This is a genomic window from Kitasatospora sp. GAS204B, from assembly GCF_029892155.1.
Classification (GTDB): Bacteria; Actinomycetota; Actinomycetes; order Streptomycetales; family Streptomycetaceae; genus Kitasatospora.
Genome location: NZ_JARZAG010000022.1, coordinates 80,286 through 95,909, shown reverse-complemented (window position 1 = coordinate 95,909; position 15,624 = coordinate 80,286). Strand labels below are relative to the sequence as shown.

Sequence of the window (15,624 nt, the reverse complement as noted above, 5' to 3'; positions counted from 1 at the left end):
GGAGCGAGCGTAAGAGTGGGCGCTGCCCGCTACCTTAGGCAGTCGTGGACTCGATGCGCATGCACACGACGAGATTTACCAGACTTCTCGAAGGATGTCCCAGCTTCGCGGCGGGGCAGGAAGGAGCAACACACTGATGACCGCCGAGGACTGGCAGACGGTTCGTCAACTCGTCACCTGGCTCGACCGCGCCAACGGCACCGGCCCGCACGAGACCGCGATGCGGCTGATGAAGCTCACCGAGGAGGCGGGGGAGGTGGTGGGGGCGTACATCGGTCTGCAGGGCCAGAACCCGCGCAAGGGCGTGACGCACACCGAGCAGCAGGTGGCGGACGAGCTGTGCGACGTGATCGTCAGCGCGATAGTCGCCCTGCACCGGTTCAGCCCGGACCCCGAGCAGCAGCTGTCCACGACGATCCGGCGCATCCACCAGCGGTCCCAGGCTCACGCCCAGACCCACGCCGAGGCCCCCGCCCCGGATCAGCCCTGAGCCGCACCTCGAGCCGTAGCGGCCGTTGCGCCGCCGTGAGCTACTCGGCGGTAGGGTCGGCGTGGTGGCGCCGGTGGGGATGTGGCAGGCTCGCGCTTCGCGACGATGCCGGGGAGAGGACAGTTGATGGGTGATCAGGATCACTCGCTGGGGCGGCGGAGGTTCCTGGGCTACGTGCTCGCGGCCTCCACGCTCACGGTGGCGGCGCAGCTCGGGGAGGTGGCGGCGCCCGAGCGGGCCGAGGCCGCGATCCCCTCGCTGCCCGAGCCGGCCGAGGTGTACGACCTGAACGACCTGCTCACGGACGCGGCGCTGCCCACCGCGAACCTGATCAGCATTCAGCTGAACACCGACGGCACGGCCTCCTTCGCGCTGCCGCGAGCCGAGGTCGGCCAGGGCGTGACCACCTCCAGCGCGATGCTGATCGCCGAGGAACTGGACCTGCCGCTGGACCGGGTGCGGGTGACGCTCGCGGACGCGCGCCCCGAACTGCTCTTCAACCAGCTGACCGGCGGCTCGAACACCACGATCTCCACCTACACCCCGATCCGGGTGGCCGCCGCGATCGCCCGGCAGCGGCTGCTGCAGGCGGCGGCGGCCCAGCTCGGCGTCGCGGTCTCGACGCTGACCACCAGTGCGGGCGTGGTGAGTTCGGCGAGCGGTGCGAGCATCGGCTACGGCGCGCTGGCGGTGGCGGCGGCCAGCCAGACCACCTTGCTGGTCTCGGTCGGACTCAAGCCGGCCGCGCAGTTCAGCGTCATCGGCACGCCGCAGAACCGGGTCGACGCCCTGGACGCGGTCACCGGGCGCAAGCAGTTCGCGATGGACCTGAGCGTGCCCGGTGCGCTGCCGACCATGGTCTGCCGCCCGCCGACGATCAACGGCACCGTCCGGTCGGTGCAGAACCTGGCGGCCGTGCAGGCGATGCCCGGCATCACCGACGTGGTGACCGTCGCCACCGGCGTCGCGGTGCGCGGGCAGACCTTCGGCCAGTGCATCGACGCCGTCCGCGCGCTGCAGGTGACCTGGGGCCCCGGCACTGCCGAGGGAGCCTCGGACGCCACCGTGCTCCAGGAGCTGCTGGCCGCCGAACTGCCGCTGGTGATACCCCCCTTGCCGCTGCTCACCCAGGAGGTCGACACCCGGTTCACCTTCCACTTCGCCAGCAACAGCGCGCTGGAGCCCAACTGCGCGATCGCCGACGTGCGGGCGGACCGGGCGGAGATCTGGGGCGCGCTGAAGTCGCCGATCGTCGCGCAGCAGACCATCGCGGCGGCGCTCGGCCTGCTGCCCACCGCCGTTACCGTGCACGTCACCCAGGGCGGTGGCTCGTTCGGCCGCAAGCTCTTCCACGACGCCGCGATCGAGGCCGCGCTGATCTCGCGGGCGATGGGCAAGCCGGTCAAGCTGATGTGGCACCGCACCGACGACTTCCGTCAGGGCCGCGCCCACCCGATGGCCACCTCCCGGGTGCGCGCCACCTATTCGCTGGGCAACGTGGTCAGCTTCGAGCAGCGGCACACCTCGGTCGGCACCGACTTCGGCCACGGCCTGGGCGAGATCATCACCTCGCTGGTCGCCAAGCTGCCGGTGGCCGACCTCGGCTTCTCCGAGACGATGTTCGAGCTCACCCAGCAGACCCCCTACGAGTTCGGTGTCACCACCCAGTTGCTGAACGAGGTCGACCACGGCTTCAACACCGGCAGCATGCGCGGCATCTACTCGCCCAACGTCCGCTGCGCACAGGAGTTGGTGGTCGACCAGCTCGCCGCGGCCATGGGCCAGGACGCCTACCGCTTCCGCCGCCAGTTCCTCAAGGACGACCGGGCCAAGGCCGTCCTCGACCAGGTCGCGCAGGCGGGTGACTGGGGCCGGACGATGCCGGCCGGCACCGCGCAGGGCATCGCCCTGCACCCCGAGTACCACGGCTTCGTGGCCGTGCTGGCCGAGATCGACTGCACCCCCGCCACGGTCGGGCGACAGGTGCCGGACGCCTGGACCGGGCCGCGCGTGACCAAGGTCGTCTGCGCCGTCGACGTCGGACTCGCGGTCAACCCGCGGGGGTTGGAGGCCCAGATGATGGGCGGCATCATGGACGGCATCGCGGTCGCCCTGACCTCCGGCCTGCACCTGGAGAACGGGATGTTCCAGGAAGGCAGTTGGGACGAGTACTTCTACACCAGGCAGTGGAACACGCCGCCCGAGCTGCAGATCATCGTGATGCCGCCGACCACCGGAGTCCCCGGCGGCGCGGGTGAGTTGGCGGTGGCCGGTGCGATGGCCGCAGTCGCCTGCGCGTACGGCCGGGCCACCGGCACGATGCCGACCAGCTTCCCGATCAACCACACCGCCCCGCTCGGCTTCGTCCCGCTGCCCACCGAGCCGCCGATTCCGCAGTCCCCCACCGACGGCCTCAGCCGCGCCTACTAGCGCCTACTAGCGCCAACCAGCGTCTACTACCGGCGTTTCGAAAGTCTAGGAGCCCATCCGTGCCCCAACACTCCTTCATCCTCAACGGCACGCAGGTCACCGCCGAGGTCGATGACGACGTGCGGCTGCTCTGGGTGCTGCGCGACGTGCTCGGCGTCACCGGCCCCAAGTACGGCTGTGGCCTCGGCGTCTGCCAGGCCTGCACCAGCCACATCAACGGCAAGGCCTTCAACCCCTGCTCGGTGCCGGTCAGCGCGGTGCAGGCCACCGACGAGATCACCACCATCGAGGGCCTGCCCGCCACCGTCGGCAAGGACCTGCACCCCATGCAGGAGGCCTGGTTGACGTACGACGTCGCCCAGTGCGGCTACTGCCAGCCCGGCCAGATCATGGCCGCCGTCGCCAAGGTGCGACAGGCCCGGGCGGCCGGCCACGAGATCGGTGACGCCGACTTCGACGAGATCCGCAACATCTGCCGCTGCGGCACCTACCACCGGATCCGGGAGGCGATCACGGCTGCGGCGAAGGAGTTCTGACGGTCGGTCACCCGCGCGCGCTGCGGTGCCGCCGAGCCTGGGACTACCGCCCGGTGCTGGTGGGGTAGTTGAAGACGCCTGCGGGCAGCGGGGCCGGGGCGGGCAGCCAGTGCGCCAGGACCCAGGCGGAGGGCCCGAACATCGGTTCGGGCAGCTCCGCCAGCTCGAACCGCTCCCAACCCCCGCAGCTCTCCGGCTCGGTGACGACGGCCGTCGCATCGCTCGGCGGCGCGAGCACGGCGGCGGTCAGCCGGGGGCGGCCGTCGAGATGGTCCAGGATCACGGCGAGCACCCGCATCCGCTCGGCGGGCAACTCGATCCCGGTCTCCTCGGCCAGCTCGCGGGCCGCCGCCTGCTCGAAGGACTCGCCCGGGTGGTCCACCTTGCCGCCGGGCAGGCTCCAGGTCGGCGGCTCGCCCGGGGTGGTGCGCCGGCCGAGCAGCAGGCCGCGCCCGTCGGTGCTGGGGACGATCACCCCGGCGCCGATCAGCGGGCGCGGTGCGGTGGGCGGTGTCACGACGCGGGTCACCAGGTCACCACGCGGCGGGCTCGAAGTCCTTCAGGAAGCAGCCGTACAGGTCCTCGCCGCCCTCGCCGCGGATGATCGGGTCGTAGACCCGGGCCGCGCCGTCCACCAGGTCGAGCGGGGCGTGGAAGCCCTCCTCGGCGAGCCGCATCTTGTCCGGGTGCGGCCGCTCGTCGGTGATCCAGCCGGTGTCCACGGCGGTCATCAGGATGCCGTCCGTCTCCAGCATCTCCTTGGCGCTGGTGCGGGTGAGCATGTTGAGCGCGGCCTTGGCCATGTTGGTGTGCGGGTGGCCCGCGCCCTTGTAACCGCGGCTGAACTGGCCCTCCATCGCGGAGACGTTCACCACGTACTTGCGGCGCGCCGGGGAGGCGGAGAGCGCTTTCCGCAGCCGGCTGACCAGGATGAACGGCGCGGTGGAGTTGCAGAGCTGCACCTCCAGCAGCTCGATCGGGTCGACCTCGTTGACGGTCTGCACCCAGCTGTTGGAGTCGGCCAGGTCCGGCACCAGGCCGCCCGCGTCGATCGCGGTGCCGGCCTCGATCCGAGCCGGCGAGGCCGAACCGGTGACCAGCGCGAGCGCGGTCACCTGCTGGGCGGTGAGCGCCTCGTGCTCGCCGCTCGCCTGCCCGGGGAGCGCGGGCCGGTCGACGCTGCCGCTGCCGAAGACGCCGATCACCTCGCTGGCGGGCAGCTGCCCGGCCGGCAGCGGCGCGGACTCGGCGGCGACCAGCTCGGCGTAGGCGGCGGGGGAGCGGCGCACGGTCTGCGCGGCGTTGTTGATCAGGATGTCCAGCGGGCCCTCGGCGGCCACCGAGTCGGCCAGCGCGACCACCTGGGCCGGGTCGCGCAGGTCGATGCCGACGATCTTCAGACGGTGCAGCCAGTCCGCGCTGTCCGGCATCTCCGTGAAGCGGCGGATCGCGTCCTTCGGGAACCGGGTGGTGATGGTGGTGTGCGCACCGTCACGCAGCAGGCGCAGCGCGATGTACATCCCGATCTTGGCGCGGCCGCCGGTGAGCAGGGCCCGACGGCCCGTCAGGTCGGTCGTCGCGTCCCGCCGGGCCCGGCTGGAGCGGGCGCAGGACGGGCAGAGCTGGTGGTAGAACGCGTCGACCTCGACGAAGCGGGTCTTGCAGATGTAGCAGGAGCGCGGGCGCTGCAGGATGCCGGCGATCTCGGTGGTGGTGGGGGTGCTCAGGCCGAAGACGCCGGCCGTCTCGTCGTCGATCCGGCCCGGTGCGCCGGTCGCGGTGCGGGCGGTCACGGCGCGGTCGTTGGCGCTCTTCGCGGCGCGGGTCTCCTGGCGGCGGCGCTGCTTCACGGTGCGGAAGATGCCCGCGACGGCCCGGCGCACGGTGATGGCGTCAGGGTGGTCGACCGGGAGGTCGTCCAGCTCGGCGAGCACGTCGAGGCAGAGGCGCAGGCGCTCGGGGTCGAGGCCGGGGCCGTACTCGGCGGACTGGTCAGCGGCGGGGGTGACCGTCTCCTGGTCGGTCGGCATCGGATCGCCGATCGACCCCTGTCGGTCGTGCCGCTGCTCCGCTGCCGTCGTCATGCTGTTGCCGCTTTCCTTGATCGCCGATGTTGGGATGTACCCCGTGAACTGTACGGAGTGGGCGGGGGACGGCCAAACGGCGCGGTCATCTCGATGCTCGAATCCCGATGACCGCTGACCGATAGCCGATGGCTAATAGCCGGTGACAGATGACAGATCTCAAAATCTGTCATCTGTCACCAGCTATCGAGGGCCGCAAACCGCCTATCGCCCATCGGCGCACCCCTCCCTGCCCCCGTCCTCACCCCCCGGAAGTCGGCCCCCGCCCAGCCGTCCCGCCAAGCGCGCCAGTCCATCGACCGGCGACCTCGATGAACGCGCGAGCGGCAGCGCTCTGGTACGCCGTGCCCCGGCGGAGCAGGGCGACGGTGCGGGCGGGCAGTGCCGGGTCGAGCGGGACGGGGCACAGGCGCGGGTCGTCACGCGTGAGGGCGTCCGGTAGCACGGTGGCGAGCGCGGTTCTGCCGACGATCTCGGTGAGCGCGGTAATGGTGTCCGCCTCCACGGCGATGCGCGCCCGGACGCCATGGTCCGCGAAGTGCCGGTCGATGTGGGCGCGGGTGGCGAAGTCGGGGCTGAGCAGGGCGAGCGGGTGCTGTGCCAGCTCGCCGATGGGCAGCGGTTCCCGGCGGCCGGCATGCGGGTGCGCGGCGCCGACCACGAGGCTGAGGGTCTCGCTGAACAGCGGCTGTGCGGCCACCCCGGGCCGGTGCTCGGCACTGAAGGCGAAGCCGAGGTCCAGCCGGTCGTCGAGGAGCGCCGCCTCGATCTGATCCTGCGTCAACTCACCGATCTCCAATGCGATCCCCGGATGCCGGGTCTGGAACTCGGCCGCCAGTGGGCCGATCAGGTACGCGGTGAGCGTCGGGGTCATCGCCAGGCGGAGGCCGCCGTGGGAGAGGTCCTGGATGTCCAGTACCGCGCGCTCGGCCGCCGCCAGGTCCTGCAGGGCGCGGCGGGCGTAGTGGGTGTAGGTCTGGCCGGCGTCGGTCAGCCGTACGGTGCGCCCGGTCCGATCGAGGAGCTGGACGCCGAGCTGCCGTTCGAGCTGCTTGATCTGCTGGGACAGCGTGGGCTGCGAGACGCGCAGCGCCTCGGCGGCGCGGGTGAAGTTGGCGTGCTCGGCGACGGCGAGCAGATAGCGCAGGTGACGGAGCTCCAGGGCCATACCCATAACTATAGATGTCAGCAATGGCAATGATGCTCAGCGCGTCTTGGACACTATAGGAACAGGTCATGCATGGTGGATGTCGTCAGCCCCACGGGGCCGGCGAACACCGAAGGGAGTGGACCATGCAAGACCTCACCGAGGGCGTCGCACGTTTCCAGCGGGACGTCTACCCGGCCAAGGCGGACCTCTTCGCCCACCTGGCCGCGACCCACCGGCCGACGACCCTGTTCATCAGCTGCTCGGACGCCCGCGTGGTGCCGGAGCTGATCACCCAGAGCGAGCCGGGCGAGCTGTTCGTCATCCGGACCGCCGGGAACCTGGTCCCCGCCTACACCCCGGGCCCCGATGGTGTGGCGGCCAGCATCGAGTACGCCGTCGCCGTCCTGAACGTCACCGACATCGTGGTCTGCGGCCACTCCGCCTGCGGCGCGATGACCGCCCTCGCCGAGCGCCACGACCTGAGCGGTGCGCCCGCCATCGCCGACTGGTTGCGCCACGCGGACGCCTCCCGGGCCCGCGCCACCGGCGAGGGCGGGGCACCGAAGGTGGACGCGCTGGTCCGAGAGAACGTGCGCGCCCAGCTGGCGAACCTCGCCACCCACCCCTCGGTGGCCCGCGCCCTGGCCGCCGACACGGTCACCCTGCACGGCTGGGTCTACGACATCCCCGCCGGTACGGTCGACGAGCTCGACGAGCTCGACGCCACCGGCCGACCGGCCGCCGTCGCGGCCTGATCGCCGACCCCTACGCCTGATCCCGGCCCCTACGCCTGATCCCCGGCCGCTCCGCCGCCCGGGACCACCCCCTCACTCCCCTCATCCCCCAAGAACCTGCCGTTCCCCTCATCCCCGGCGATCGGCACACCCGGAAGGAACCCCTCATGGTGCACGCCCAGTTCGACCCCGCGGCCCGTCAGGCCCTTGCCAACAAGGCCGTCGACGCCAAGATGCGCAAGGACCTGACCTGGCACCAGATCGCGGACGCCGCAGGCCTGTCGGTTGCCTTCGTCACCGCCGCCGTCCTCGGCCAGCACCCCCTGCCCGAGGCCTCGGCCAAGGCCGTCGCCGAACTGCTCGGCCTGGACGCCGACGACGCGATGGTGCTGCAGAGCATCCCGCTGCGTGGCAGCATCCCCGGCGGCATCCCCACCGACCCGACCATCTACCGCTTCTACGAGATGCTCCAGGTCTACGGCACCACCCTCAAGGCGCTGGTCCACGAGCAGCTCGGCGACGGCATCATCAGCGCGATCAACTTCAAGCTCGACGTGAAGAAGGTCGCCGACCCCGAGGGCGGCGAGCGCGCGGTCATCACCCTCGACGGCAAGTACCTGCCCACCAAGCCGTTCTGACCCGCGAGCAGGCCGGGAAGGGCCGCCCAGCCCTTCCCGGCCCGCCCGGCTGCCCGCCGGGATCGCACCCGCAGACGCACTCGATCCGAGCAGCACGAGGAGCAGCAGCATGGACTTCGCACAGCGCACCATCGACCTCGCCCTTCGCAACGTCGAGGAGGGCGGGCGCCCCTTCGCCACCGTCATCGTCAAGGACGGCCGGGTCCTGGCCGCCGCAGGGCACTTGCTGCGCCTGTAGGTGCCTCGCGAACCGGCCCTCGCTACGTCCGGTTCGGCTTCTCCGCCAGCAGGTGGGCCTGCCGCACCTTCTCGTGTCCGTAGGGTTCTCGCACCAGCTGCGCCGTCACGGCGAACCCGGCCTCGGCCAGCAACTCGGTGACGCGTTCCGGAGTCCAGCGCTGGAAGTCGAGCGAGACCGGCAGCGTGGGCCACTCCACGTGCCGGGGCTCGTCGCCCACCTGGAAGGCCACCAGCAGCTGACCGCCCGGCGCGAGCACCCGGTGGAACTCCGCGAGCACCAGCGGCAGCCGGTCCGCGGGCGTGTGGATGATCGAGTACCACGCGAGGACACCGCCGAGCGAGTCGTCCGCGAGGTCCAGCCCGGTCATCGAGCCCACCTCGAACCGCAGCCCGGGGTACGTCCGCCGACCCTGCGCGATCATCCCGGGCGAGAGGTCGATACCGAAGGCGTCCACCCCGCGCGCGGCCAGGTACGCCGTCACCCGCCCCTGGCCGCAACCGAGATCGGCGACCGGTCCGAACCCGGCGTTGCGCACCTGCTCGGCGAAGGAGTCGAGCAGCGCCCGGCCGAGCGGATTGGTGTCGAGTTCCAGGCCGAACCGCTCGTGGTACTCGGCGGCGACGGTGTCGTAGAAGGTCCGGGTGGCGCCCTGGTAGGACGGGTCGTCAGTCATGGGGGAGGAGATTAGCGTGCGCGCGAAGTCGGCCGCTGCCGCCGGCGTGCCGTCAGCCCGGCTGTCCACCCGCCCAGTTGCCCAGCCGCTCCGAAAGCGCTTGCCTGCCTCCGAGATGATCGCCGACAATCCCGAGATGATCACCGACGGTGCGGCGATGCGGCCGATCCCCGACTTCTCGACCAAGCCGGTACTCACCGGAGAGCGTGTGCTGCTGCGCCCCTTCACCGCCGCCGACGGGCTGCCGATGGCCGCGATCCTGGCCGACCCCGAGGTTCGCAGGTGTACCGGCGGGGCCCACCTCAGCTTCGACGAGCAGCGGCTGCGCACCATCTACGCCGCGCGTGCCGACGCCACGGACCGGCTCGACCTGGCGGTGGTCGACCGGGCCACCGGCGAACTGGTGGGCGAGGTGGTGCTGAACCAGTGGGACGCGCACAACCGCAGCTGCGTCTTCCGTACCCTGCTCGGCCCTGCCGGGCGCGGCCGAGGCCTGGGGACGGAGGCGACCCGCCTGATCGTCGGCCACGGCTTCGAGCAGCTGGGACTGCACCGCATCTCGCTCTTCGTCTACGCGTTCAACCCGCGAGCCCGGCGAGTGTACGAGAAGGTCGGTTTCGTCTCCGAGGGGGTTGAGCGGGAGACGCTGCTGCATGAGGGCGAGTGGGTCGACTCCGTCCGGATGTCCCTGTTGGACCGGGAGTGGGCCGCGCTCCCGGCGGCTGGGTAGATTCACCGACCATGACGCCCTTGACACCCACGCCGCCCACGCCGCCCAGGACACCGATGACGCCGGCGGCACCGATGAGCACTGAACCCGCCGGCCTGCCGTCCGACCCCGTGGTGCTACTGCCGTACCCGGCGGCGGAGATCCCGGGACTGCCGAGCGGGTTGGAGGTGCACACCTTCGACGGCGTCGCGTGTGACGGTCACCCGGGCCCGCCGCCGGGCGAGTTGCTGGCGCGGGTCGAGCTGCTGGTCGTCCCGTACCTGCGGACCAGGACGGTGCTGCCGCTACTGCCCGCGATGGAGCGGCTGCGGGTGGTGCAGACGCAGACCGCCGGAGTGGACGACATCGTCGCGCACGTGCCGGCCGGTGCCCTGCTCTGCAACGCCCGTGGGGTGCACGACGCGAGCACCGCCGAGCTGGCGGTGACGCTCACCCTGGCCGCGCTGCGCGACATCCCGGCTTTCGTCCGGGGCCAGGACGCCGAGGAGTGGCGCTCCGGCTTCTACCCGGCGCTCGCGGACAAGACGGTGTTGATCGTCGGCTACGGTTCGGTCGGCGAGGCGATCGAGGCCCGGCTGCGGCCCTTCGAGTGCGAGGTGCTGCGGGTGGCCCGCAGCGCGCGTACGACGCCGGCCGGGCCGGTGCGGGCGCTCGCCGAGTTGCCGGAACTGCTGCCCCAGGCGGACGTGGTGATCCTGGCCGTGCCGCTCTCACCCGCCACTCAAGGCCTGGTGGACAGCGCTTTCCTCGGCGCACTGCGGGACGGCGCGCTGCTGGTCAACGTCGCGCGCGGCCCCGTCGTGGTGACGGACGCGCTGCTCGCGGAGCTGACCGCCGGGCGGCTGCGGGCTGCGCTGGACGTGACCGACCCCGAACCGCTGCCCGCCGGCCACCCGCTCTGGCACGCGCCCGGCGTCCTGATCAGCCCGCACGTCGGGGGCAGTTCCTCCGCCTTCCTACCCCGTGCCCGCCGCCTGATCGCCGCTCAGCTGACCCGCTTCGCCAAGGGCGAGCCGCTGGCGAACGTGATGCCGCGGGACTGACCCCGTGCGGGCGCGGGCGGTGGCGGTGGGGAAAGCGCTTACCCCAGCCGGGAGACCTGGTAGTGGCTGATCAGCCAGCCGTCCGCCGTGCGCGTCAGCAGCACGCTCAGCCAGACGTCCAGAGCGGGCTGGTCAGTCATGCCGGTGGTGACGTCGGTGAAGGAGAACTCGACACTCAGATAGCCGAGGACGAGGCCGTCGGCCGGGCGCCTGGTTTCGAGGATCCGGTAGGTGACCGTCATGCCGAGGGGCTGGGCGGCGTAGTAGTCGGCGACGCCCTGCCGCCCGACGCCGTACGGGTGCAGGCCCTGGAAGATCGCGTCCTCGGTGAAGCAGCGGGCGACGCGCTGCGGTTCGTGCGCGTCGACGGCGGTCTTCCACCGGTCGAGGACGTCGCCGAGGATCGCTTCGTCCTCAGGTGTGGTGGGCATCAGCGTTCTCCCGCTCCGGCTGATCCGGCCTCGGGGTCGCTCGGGTGCGGGGAAAGCGCTGTCACCGTGTCGTGCCGCCACACCCGCAGCGGCATCGACGCCAGCAACTGCTCCAGCCGCTCCGCGTCGGGCGCGCTGAACAGGCCCCAGGTCCGCCACTCACCCGGGGCGAGCGGTGGGCGCCACAGCCGCAGCAGGCTGCCCTGGGCTGCCAGTTCCCGTGATCGCGCTGCCTCCCGGGCCCGGATCTCCGCCACAGCCTCCTCGGAGGTGCCCTCCGGAACGGTGGTCACCATGTCGACCAGGAACTCCATGGGCGGTTCTCCTCAGCACGTCATGTCCGAATATCCGACAACGAACGACAGGGCACTGACGACGGTAGCGGCGGCTTCGGCGTGTCGGTGGGATCATCCACCCGAACCGGGCGCGCCGTCAGACGGTGTCCGCCGACGCCCGGCAGCCGACCCGCCCTCAGGCCGACCCACCCTCAGGCCGACCCGCCCTCAGGCAGCCCGAGCGCGCGCCGCACCGCCGACCGAGGGCTGCTGAGCACTGGGATCGGCACCTCGCCCAGCAGGTCGAGCGCCGGTGCCATCGACGCCTGGGCCAGCACGATCACGTCCACAGAGCCGGCCGCCGCGCGGATCCGCTCGGCGACGGCGGCGTAGTAGCCGGGCAGGTCGCCCGCTTCGAACAGGTCCCAGGCCCCCGGACAGGTCACGGGCAGCACGCCGGCCGGGTCGGCTCCCGCCTCGATGAGCAGGGCGTGGGTCGGGGCGAGGGTGGATTCGACGGCGTGCAGCACGCCGATCCGGCCGTACCGGGCGGCCTGTTCGGCCATCGGGCGGTCGACCCGCAGCACGTTCGGCGCCAACTCCTCCGCCGTGCCGCCGATGGTGGAGCAGGTGCAGATGATCACCTCGGCGCCCGCCTCGGCCAGCTCGCCGAGCCGCGCCCGCAGCCGTTCCGTGTACGGGCGCCCGGCGCGGGCGTCGGCCAGCAGCGACTCGTCGACCAGGTGGTGGTCCGTCACCTGCGGCGCGAGTTCCACCACCAGGGCGCGGAAGGTGGCCGGGTGGACGTCGGAGGTGTGCAGGAAGCCGATGATGACCATGGTGCCGATGATGCCGTAGTCCAGGCGTGCGAGCTCCTCCTTTCCACCGACGATCGGGTACAAAGGTCGGTGTGGCAGACCGCATTCGGATAGCAGTCGCTCAGACCCCGGTCACCTGTGACCCGTCGGCCAACGGGGAGGCGGTTCGTGAACTGATGGGGCAGGCGCGGGACGCGGGTGCCCGACTCGTGCACTTCCCGGAGGGAGCGATCTCGGGCTATCCCTCGGGCGCCGAGGCCGAAGAGGCACTGGCGGGTTGGCGCATCGACTGGGAGTCGGTGCGGGACCAACTGGAGCTCACCGCCGAGCTGGCCGCCGACCTCGGGCTCTGGGTCGTGGTGGGCGCCGGCCACCGGTTGACCCCGCCCAATCGGCCCCACAACAGCTTGTACGTGATCTCCGACGAGGGCCGGTTGATCGGCCGCTACGACAAGCGCCGGTGCTCCCACACGGAGATCACCGGCTGGTACTCACCCGGGTTCGCGCCGTTGACCTTCGACATCGACGGCTTCCGGTTCGGTTGCACCCTGTGTATCGAGGTCAACTTCCCAGAGCTCTTCATCGAGTACCGCGAACTGGGCGTCGACTGCGTCCTGTTCTCCTCCTTTTCCGAAGACCCGGTGTTCGACGTGCTGGCACGCGGGCACGCGGCCTCCCAGACCTTCTGGATCAGCGCCTCCGTCCCGGCACAGTGCAGCGCCGCCATGGCCGCAGGCGTGATCGGCCCGCACGGCTCCTGGCTGGACCGCTGCCCAGCCGACGGCACGACGGCAATGGTCTGCGTGGACCTCGACCGGACCGACCCGAGCCTCGACGTCGCGTTGAACAAGGCAGGCCCTTGGCGCGAGTTGGCCCGCGCCGGCCAGATCTACGAAGCTCGTCGCGTCGCCGACCCGCGTAGCGCGGATCGCACCCGCTTCTGAACCTGTCGGCCCGGTATACGGCGTGACGTGCGGCATACGGTATGACGTGCGGCGCGGCGGCCGACGTGCGCTGCTCCTCGACTCGCACGGCTTGGGCGGCGTGGATCACCTGAGCGACCGGCGGCGGTCATGGAGAATGGGCGGGTCGTGGAGAGCGGCCCGGCGGTGGAGGTCTTCACCGCTCCGGCGGCGCCGTACACCCGCCGGCTGCTCGCCGCGCTCCCTGCGGGTGCACAGCCGGCCGTGTTGAAGGAGGCAACGGCTTGACCGGCACCTTGTTCGCGATCAGTGACCTGCACGTCGGCTACCGGGAGAACCGCGAGTTCGTCGAGCAGCTCCGGCCCACATCGGCACAGGACTGGCTGATCGTGGCCGGCGATGTCGGCGAGCGGTTCAGCGACATCGAGTGGGCCCTGCGGAGCCTGCGCGAGCGCTACGCCGCGGTGATCTGGGCGCCGGGCAACCACGAACTGTGGACCCCGCCCGACGACCCGGTCCAACTGCGCGGCGAGGCCCGGTACCTGGCGCTGGTCGAGCGCTGCCGGAGCCTGGACGTCCAGACGCCGGAGGACCCGTATCCGGTCTGGCGCGGCGCGGGCGGACCGGTCAGCGTGGTGCCGCTCTTCGTGCTGTACGACTACACCTTCCGGCCGCCGGGTACGCACACCAAGGAGGAGGGGCTGGCCTACGCCCACGAGACCGGGATCGTCTGCACCGACGAGAAACTGCTGCACCCCGACCCGTACGCGAGCCGGGAGGAGTGGTGCGACGCACGGATCGCGGTGACCGAGCGACGGCTGGCCGAACTCGACCCCGCGCTGCCTACGGTGTTGGTCAGCCACTTCCCGCTGCGCCGCGAGCCCACGCTGGTGCTGCGCTACCCGGAGTTCGCGCAGTGGTGCGGCACCGAGCGCACCGCCGACTGGCACCGCAAGTACCGCGCGGCGGTCGCGGTCTACGGGCACCTGCACATCCCCCGGACCCTGCGGATCGACGACATCCGCTTCGAGGAGGTCTCGGTGGGCTACCCGCGCGAGTGGCGGCCGCGCGGCGGGCCGCAGGGACCGCGCCGGGTCTTCCCGGACTCCGGTCCGGGAGAACGCTCCTGACGTTCCGTCAGATGAGTGCCGTAACGCCGTGCTTCACGTGCCTGCGCATGCAACGTCCTGACGGCCCGCAGGGCTGGATGCCGGCCGTCAGGACGGACGTTCGGTCAGCGCAGTGCCTCGGTCAGCACGTCCGGGGTCGCCTCCACCCAGATCAGACGGCGGAGGATCTGGTACCCGATCGACTCGTTCACCGCGATCATGTGGACGTTGTCCGCGTTGGTGCTCGTCACGACCCGCCGCACCTGCGGTCGCTCGACGATGAGTTGGCGCATCATCGCCGCCTTCATCGCCCGACCGAGGCCGTTCCCGCGGTGTGTCGCCACCACGGAGGTGTCGTTCACGAAGGAGCTCTCCGGACGGTAGGCGTAGGTGAGGATCCCGCTGACCCCGACGACCTCGCCGGTCGCCTGCTGGATCGCGACCACCACCCGCTCCTCGGCACCCTGCTCGGCCAACTCCCGCTCCTCCCTGCGGATCCGAGCCGGGTCCCAACGGGGGAGCCGGATACTGGACTCGCCCAGCGGCGCGTCCTGCACCGCCTGCCTGGCGACCGCGTACGACGCGATCAGCTCCTCCGGAATCGAACCGACCCAGCCGGTCAGGCGGTAGCCGTCGGGAACCGGCACGTCCCAGAGTTCCGGCTTCGTCTGATTGATGACAAGTTCCTGGATCACCGTGCGGTTCACCACCCGAAAGCCGAGGCGCTCCGCCCACGCGGCGCCGGAGGAACCAGCCTTCAGCGCGCTGCCGTTCACCGTCGGCCGCCCCGTCTCCCGCACCGCGAGCATGAGTGCCCGCAGCAGTTCGGTGCCTATCCCCTGACGCCGGAAGTCGGGATGTACCGTCACCTCGGTCTGCGCGATCCCGCTGTTCTCGGCGCCCGCCAACGAGAGCTTGCCCAGCCCGACCAGGACACCATCCACATAGCCGGCCCAGTACCGGCACTCCCCATCGCTCGGCCACGGCGTGCGCAGCCGACCGACCGCGGCCTCGTAGGTGACCGGTGGATCTTCGGGGAATTCGAGCTGCCAGGCTGCGGCCCGTGCGAGATGGTATTCGGAGAGTTCACGGTCGGAAGCCGTCTCCGTGTCGAACGGCCTGATCTGGAAGCTCACGAACGCCTCTCCAAGGTTTGTGTTGTGCGTCGATGGTCGCGGATCCCTGCCTGCGAGAGCCCCCGCCACTCGCGACTGGCTCTCTTCTGCATCATCCAGAGCCCCCCAGCTCCGATCTCCGATACGGCCCGCACAGCAGGGCCCGCAGGCCACTGTACGCAGGGCAGCACGGCACTCTCTATA

General features: G+C 71.2%; 18 protein-coding genes. 10 read left to right on the top strand and 8 right to left on the bottom strand.

Going from position 1 to position 15,624, the window contains the following annotated elements:
• Positions 1-136 precede the first annotated feature (136 nt).
• From P3T41_RS26740 to P3T41_RS26730, 3 genes are all read left to right on the top strand, one after another.
• Positions 137-490, top strand: a complete 354-nt coding sequence (locus tag P3T41_RS26740; RefSeq protein WP_280693071.1) for a MazG-like family protein — start codon at positions 137-139, stop codon at positions 488-490.
• Between the two features lie 126 nt (positions 491-616).
• Positions 617-2,920 carry a molybdopterin cofactor-binding domain-containing protein gene (locus P3T41_RS26735; protein WP_280693070.1) on the top strand — a complete coding sequence of 768 codons (2,304 nt, stop codon included), beginning with the start codon at positions 617-619 and terminating at the stop codon, positions 2,918-2,920.
• A gap of 59 nt (positions 2,921-2,979) precedes the next feature.
• Positions 2,980-3,456 (top strand): 2Fe-2S iron-sulfur cluster-binding protein, encoded by a 477-nt coding sequence (locus P3T41_RS26730; protein ID WP_280693069.1) that lies wholly within the window; start codon positions 2,980-2,982, stop codon positions 3,454-3,456.
• Positions 3,457-3,499: 43 nt separating this feature from the next.
• On the opposite strand, the gene P3T41_RS26725 is transcribed toward P3T41_RS26730, so the two are convergent.
• The 3 genes from P3T41_RS26725 to cynR form a co-directional block, all read right to left on the bottom strand.
• Positions 3,500-3,985 (bottom strand): NUDIX domain-containing protein, encoded by a 486-nt coding sequence (locus P3T41_RS26725; RefSeq protein WP_280693068.1) that lies wholly within the window; start codon positions 3,983-3,985, stop codon positions 3,500-3,502.
• Positions 3,986-3,989: 4 nt separating this feature from the next.
• The gene (locus P3T41_RS26720) at positions 3,990-5,486 is read right to left on the bottom strand and encodes an SDR family NAD(P)-dependent oxidoreductase (protein ID WP_280693118.1); all 1,497 of its coding nucleotides are present in this window, start codon (positions 5,484-5,486) and stop codon (positions 3,990-3,992) included.
• Positions 5,487-5,781: 295 nt separating this feature from the next.
• A complete protein-coding gene (cynR, locus tag P3T41_RS26715) occupies positions 5,782-6,708 on the bottom strand; it encodes a transcriptional regulator CynR (RefSeq protein ID WP_280693067.1) in 927 nt (308 codons plus the stop codon).
• A 125-nt stretch (positions 6,709-6,833) separates the two neighbouring features.
• Between cynR and P3T41_RS26710 the strand changes: the two genes are divergently transcribed.
• From P3T41_RS26710 to P3T41_RS26700, 3 genes are all read left to right on the top strand, one after another.
• Positions 6,834-7,445 carry a carbonic anhydrase gene (locus tag P3T41_RS26710; protein WP_280693066.1) on the top strand — a complete coding sequence of 204 codons (612 nt, stop codon included), beginning with the start codon at positions 6,834-6,836 and terminating at the stop codon, positions 7,443-7,445.
• Positions 7,446-7,591: 146 nt separating this feature from the next.
• A complete protein-coding gene (gene cynS / locus P3T41_RS26705; protein ID WP_280693065.1) occupies positions 7,592-8,062 on the top strand; it encodes a cyanase in 471 nt (156 codons plus the stop codon).
• A 109-nt stretch (positions 8,063-8,171) separates the two neighbouring features.
• The gene (locus P3T41_RS26700) at positions 8,172-8,300 is read left to right on the top strand and encodes a hypothetical protein (RefSeq protein WP_280693064.1); all 129 of its coding nucleotides are present in this window, start codon (positions 8,172-8,174) and stop codon (positions 8,298-8,300) included.
• Positions 8,301-8,322: 22 nt separating this feature from the next.
• On the opposite strand, the gene P3T41_RS26695 is transcribed toward P3T41_RS26700, so the two are convergent.
• Complete coding sequence (locus tag P3T41_RS26695) at positions 8,323-8,976, bottom strand: class I SAM-dependent methyltransferase (protein WP_280693063.1); 654 nt, start codon at positions 8,974-8,976, stop codon at positions 8,323-8,325.
• A 157-nt stretch (positions 8,977-9,133) separates the two neighbouring features.
• On the opposite strand from P3T41_RS26695, the gene P3T41_RS26690 reads away from it, so the two are divergent.
• Together P3T41_RS26690 and P3T41_RS26685 are read left to right on the top strand one after the other, a co-directional pair.
• On the top strand, positions 9,134-9,706 hold the full coding sequence (locus P3T41_RS26690; RefSeq protein ID WP_280693117.1) for a GNAT family protein: 573 nt from the start codon (positions 9,134-9,136) through the stop codon (positions 9,704-9,706).
• A 74-nt stretch (positions 9,707-9,780) separates the two neighbouring features.
• Positions 9,781-10,749, top strand: a complete 969-nt coding sequence (locus P3T41_RS26685) for a 2-hydroxyacid dehydrogenase (RefSeq protein ID WP_280693062.1) — start codon at positions 9,781-9,783, stop codon at positions 10,747-10,749.
• Positions 10,750-10,787: 38 nt separating this feature from the next.
• Here the strand turns inward: P3T41_RS26685 and P3T41_RS26680 are convergent, their stop codons facing one another.
• The 3 genes from P3T41_RS26680 to P3T41_RS26670 all read right to left on the bottom strand — a co-directional run bounded on the left by P3T41_RS26680 (position 10,788) and on the right by P3T41_RS26670 (position 12,357).
• On the bottom strand, positions 10,788-11,180 hold the full coding sequence (locus tag P3T41_RS26680) for a nuclear transport factor 2 family protein (protein ID WP_280693061.1): 393 nt from the start codon (positions 11,178-11,180) through the stop codon (positions 10,788-10,790).
• Positions 11,180-11,494 (bottom strand): muconolactone Delta-isomerase family protein, encoded by a 315-nt coding sequence (locus P3T41_RS26675; RefSeq protein ID WP_280693060.1) that lies wholly within the window; start codon positions 11,492-11,494, stop codon positions 11,180-11,182. The genes P3T41_RS26680 and P3T41_RS26675 overlap by 1 nt, the downstream gene beginning before the upstream one ends.
• A 173-nt stretch (positions 11,495-11,667) precedes the next feature.
• The gene (locus tag P3T41_RS26670; RefSeq protein WP_280693059.1) at positions 11,668-12,357 is read right to left on the bottom strand and encodes an arylsulfatase; all 690 of its coding nucleotides are present in this window, start codon (positions 12,355-12,357) and stop codon (positions 11,668-11,670) included.
• A gap of 8 nt (positions 12,358-12,365) precedes the next feature.
• On the opposite strand from P3T41_RS26670, the gene P3T41_RS26665 reads away from it, so the two are divergent.
• Both P3T41_RS26665 and P3T41_RS26660 read left to right on the top strand, forming a co-directional pair.
• Positions 12,366-13,217 carry a carbon-nitrogen hydrolase family protein gene (locus P3T41_RS26665; RefSeq protein WP_280693058.1) on the top strand — a complete coding sequence of 284 codons (852 nt, stop codon included), beginning with the start codon at positions 12,366-12,368 and terminating at the stop codon, positions 13,215-13,217.
• 263 nt (positions 13,218-13,480) lie between these two features.
• Complete coding sequence (locus tag P3T41_RS26660) at positions 13,481-14,326, top strand: metallophosphoesterase (protein ID WP_280693057.1); 846 nt, start codon at positions 13,481-13,483, stop codon at positions 14,324-14,326.
• Positions 14,327-14,430: 104 nt separating this feature from the next.
• On the opposite strand, the gene P3T41_RS26655 is transcribed toward P3T41_RS26660, so the two are convergent.
• Positions 14,431-15,441, bottom strand: a complete 1,011-nt coding sequence (locus tag P3T41_RS26655) for a GNAT family N-acetyltransferase (protein ID WP_280693056.1) — start codon at positions 15,439-15,441, stop codon at positions 14,431-14,433.
• Positions 15,442-15,624: the final 183 nt, after the last annotated feature.

Coding starts and splice junctions, on each gene's coding strand:
- P3T41_RS26740 (WP_280693071.1), top strand. CDS start 137: ATGACCGCCGAGGACTGGCAGACGGTTCGTCAACTCGTCACCTGGCTC.
- P3T41_RS26735 (WP_280693070.1), top strand. CDS start 617: ATGGGTGATCAGGATCACTCGCTGGGGCGGCGGAGGTTCCTGGGCTAC.
- P3T41_RS26720 (WP_280693118.1), bottom strand. CDS start 5,486: ATGCCGACCGACCAGGAGACGGTCACCCCCGCCGCTGACCAGTCCGCC.
- cynR (WP_280693067.1), bottom strand. CDS start 6,708: ATGGCCCTGGAGCTCCGTCACCTGCGCTATCTGCTCGCCGTCGCCGAG.
- P3T41_RS26710 (WP_280693066.1), top strand. CDS start 6,834: ATGCAAGACCTCACCGAGGGCGTCGCACGTTTCCAGCGGGACGTCTAC.
- cynS (WP_280693065.1), top strand. CDS start 7,592: ATGGTGCACGCCCAGTTCGACCCCGCGGCCCGTCAGGCCCTTGCCAAC.
- P3T41_RS26700 (WP_280693064.1), top strand. CDS start 8,172: ATGGACTTCGCACAGCGCACCATCGACCTCGCCCTTCGCAACGTCGAG.
- P3T41_RS26695 (WP_280693063.1), bottom strand. CDS start 8,976: ATGACTGACGACCCGTCCTACCAGGGCGCCACCCGGACCTTCTACGAC.
- P3T41_RS26690 (WP_280693117.1), top strand. CDS start 9,134: ATGCGGCCGATCCCCGACTTCTCGACCAAGCCGGTACTCACCGGAGAG.
- P3T41_RS26685 (WP_280693062.1), top strand. CDS start 9,781: ATGAGCACTGAACCCGCCGGCCTGCCGTCCGACCCCGTGGTGCTACTG.
- P3T41_RS26680 (WP_280693061.1), bottom strand. CDS start 11,180: ATGCCCACCACACCTGAGGACGAAGCGATCCTCGGCGACGTCCTCGAC.
- P3T41_RS26675 (WP_280693060.1), bottom strand. CDS start 11,494: ATGGAGTTCCTGGTCGACATGGTGACCACCGTTCCGGAGGGCACCTCC.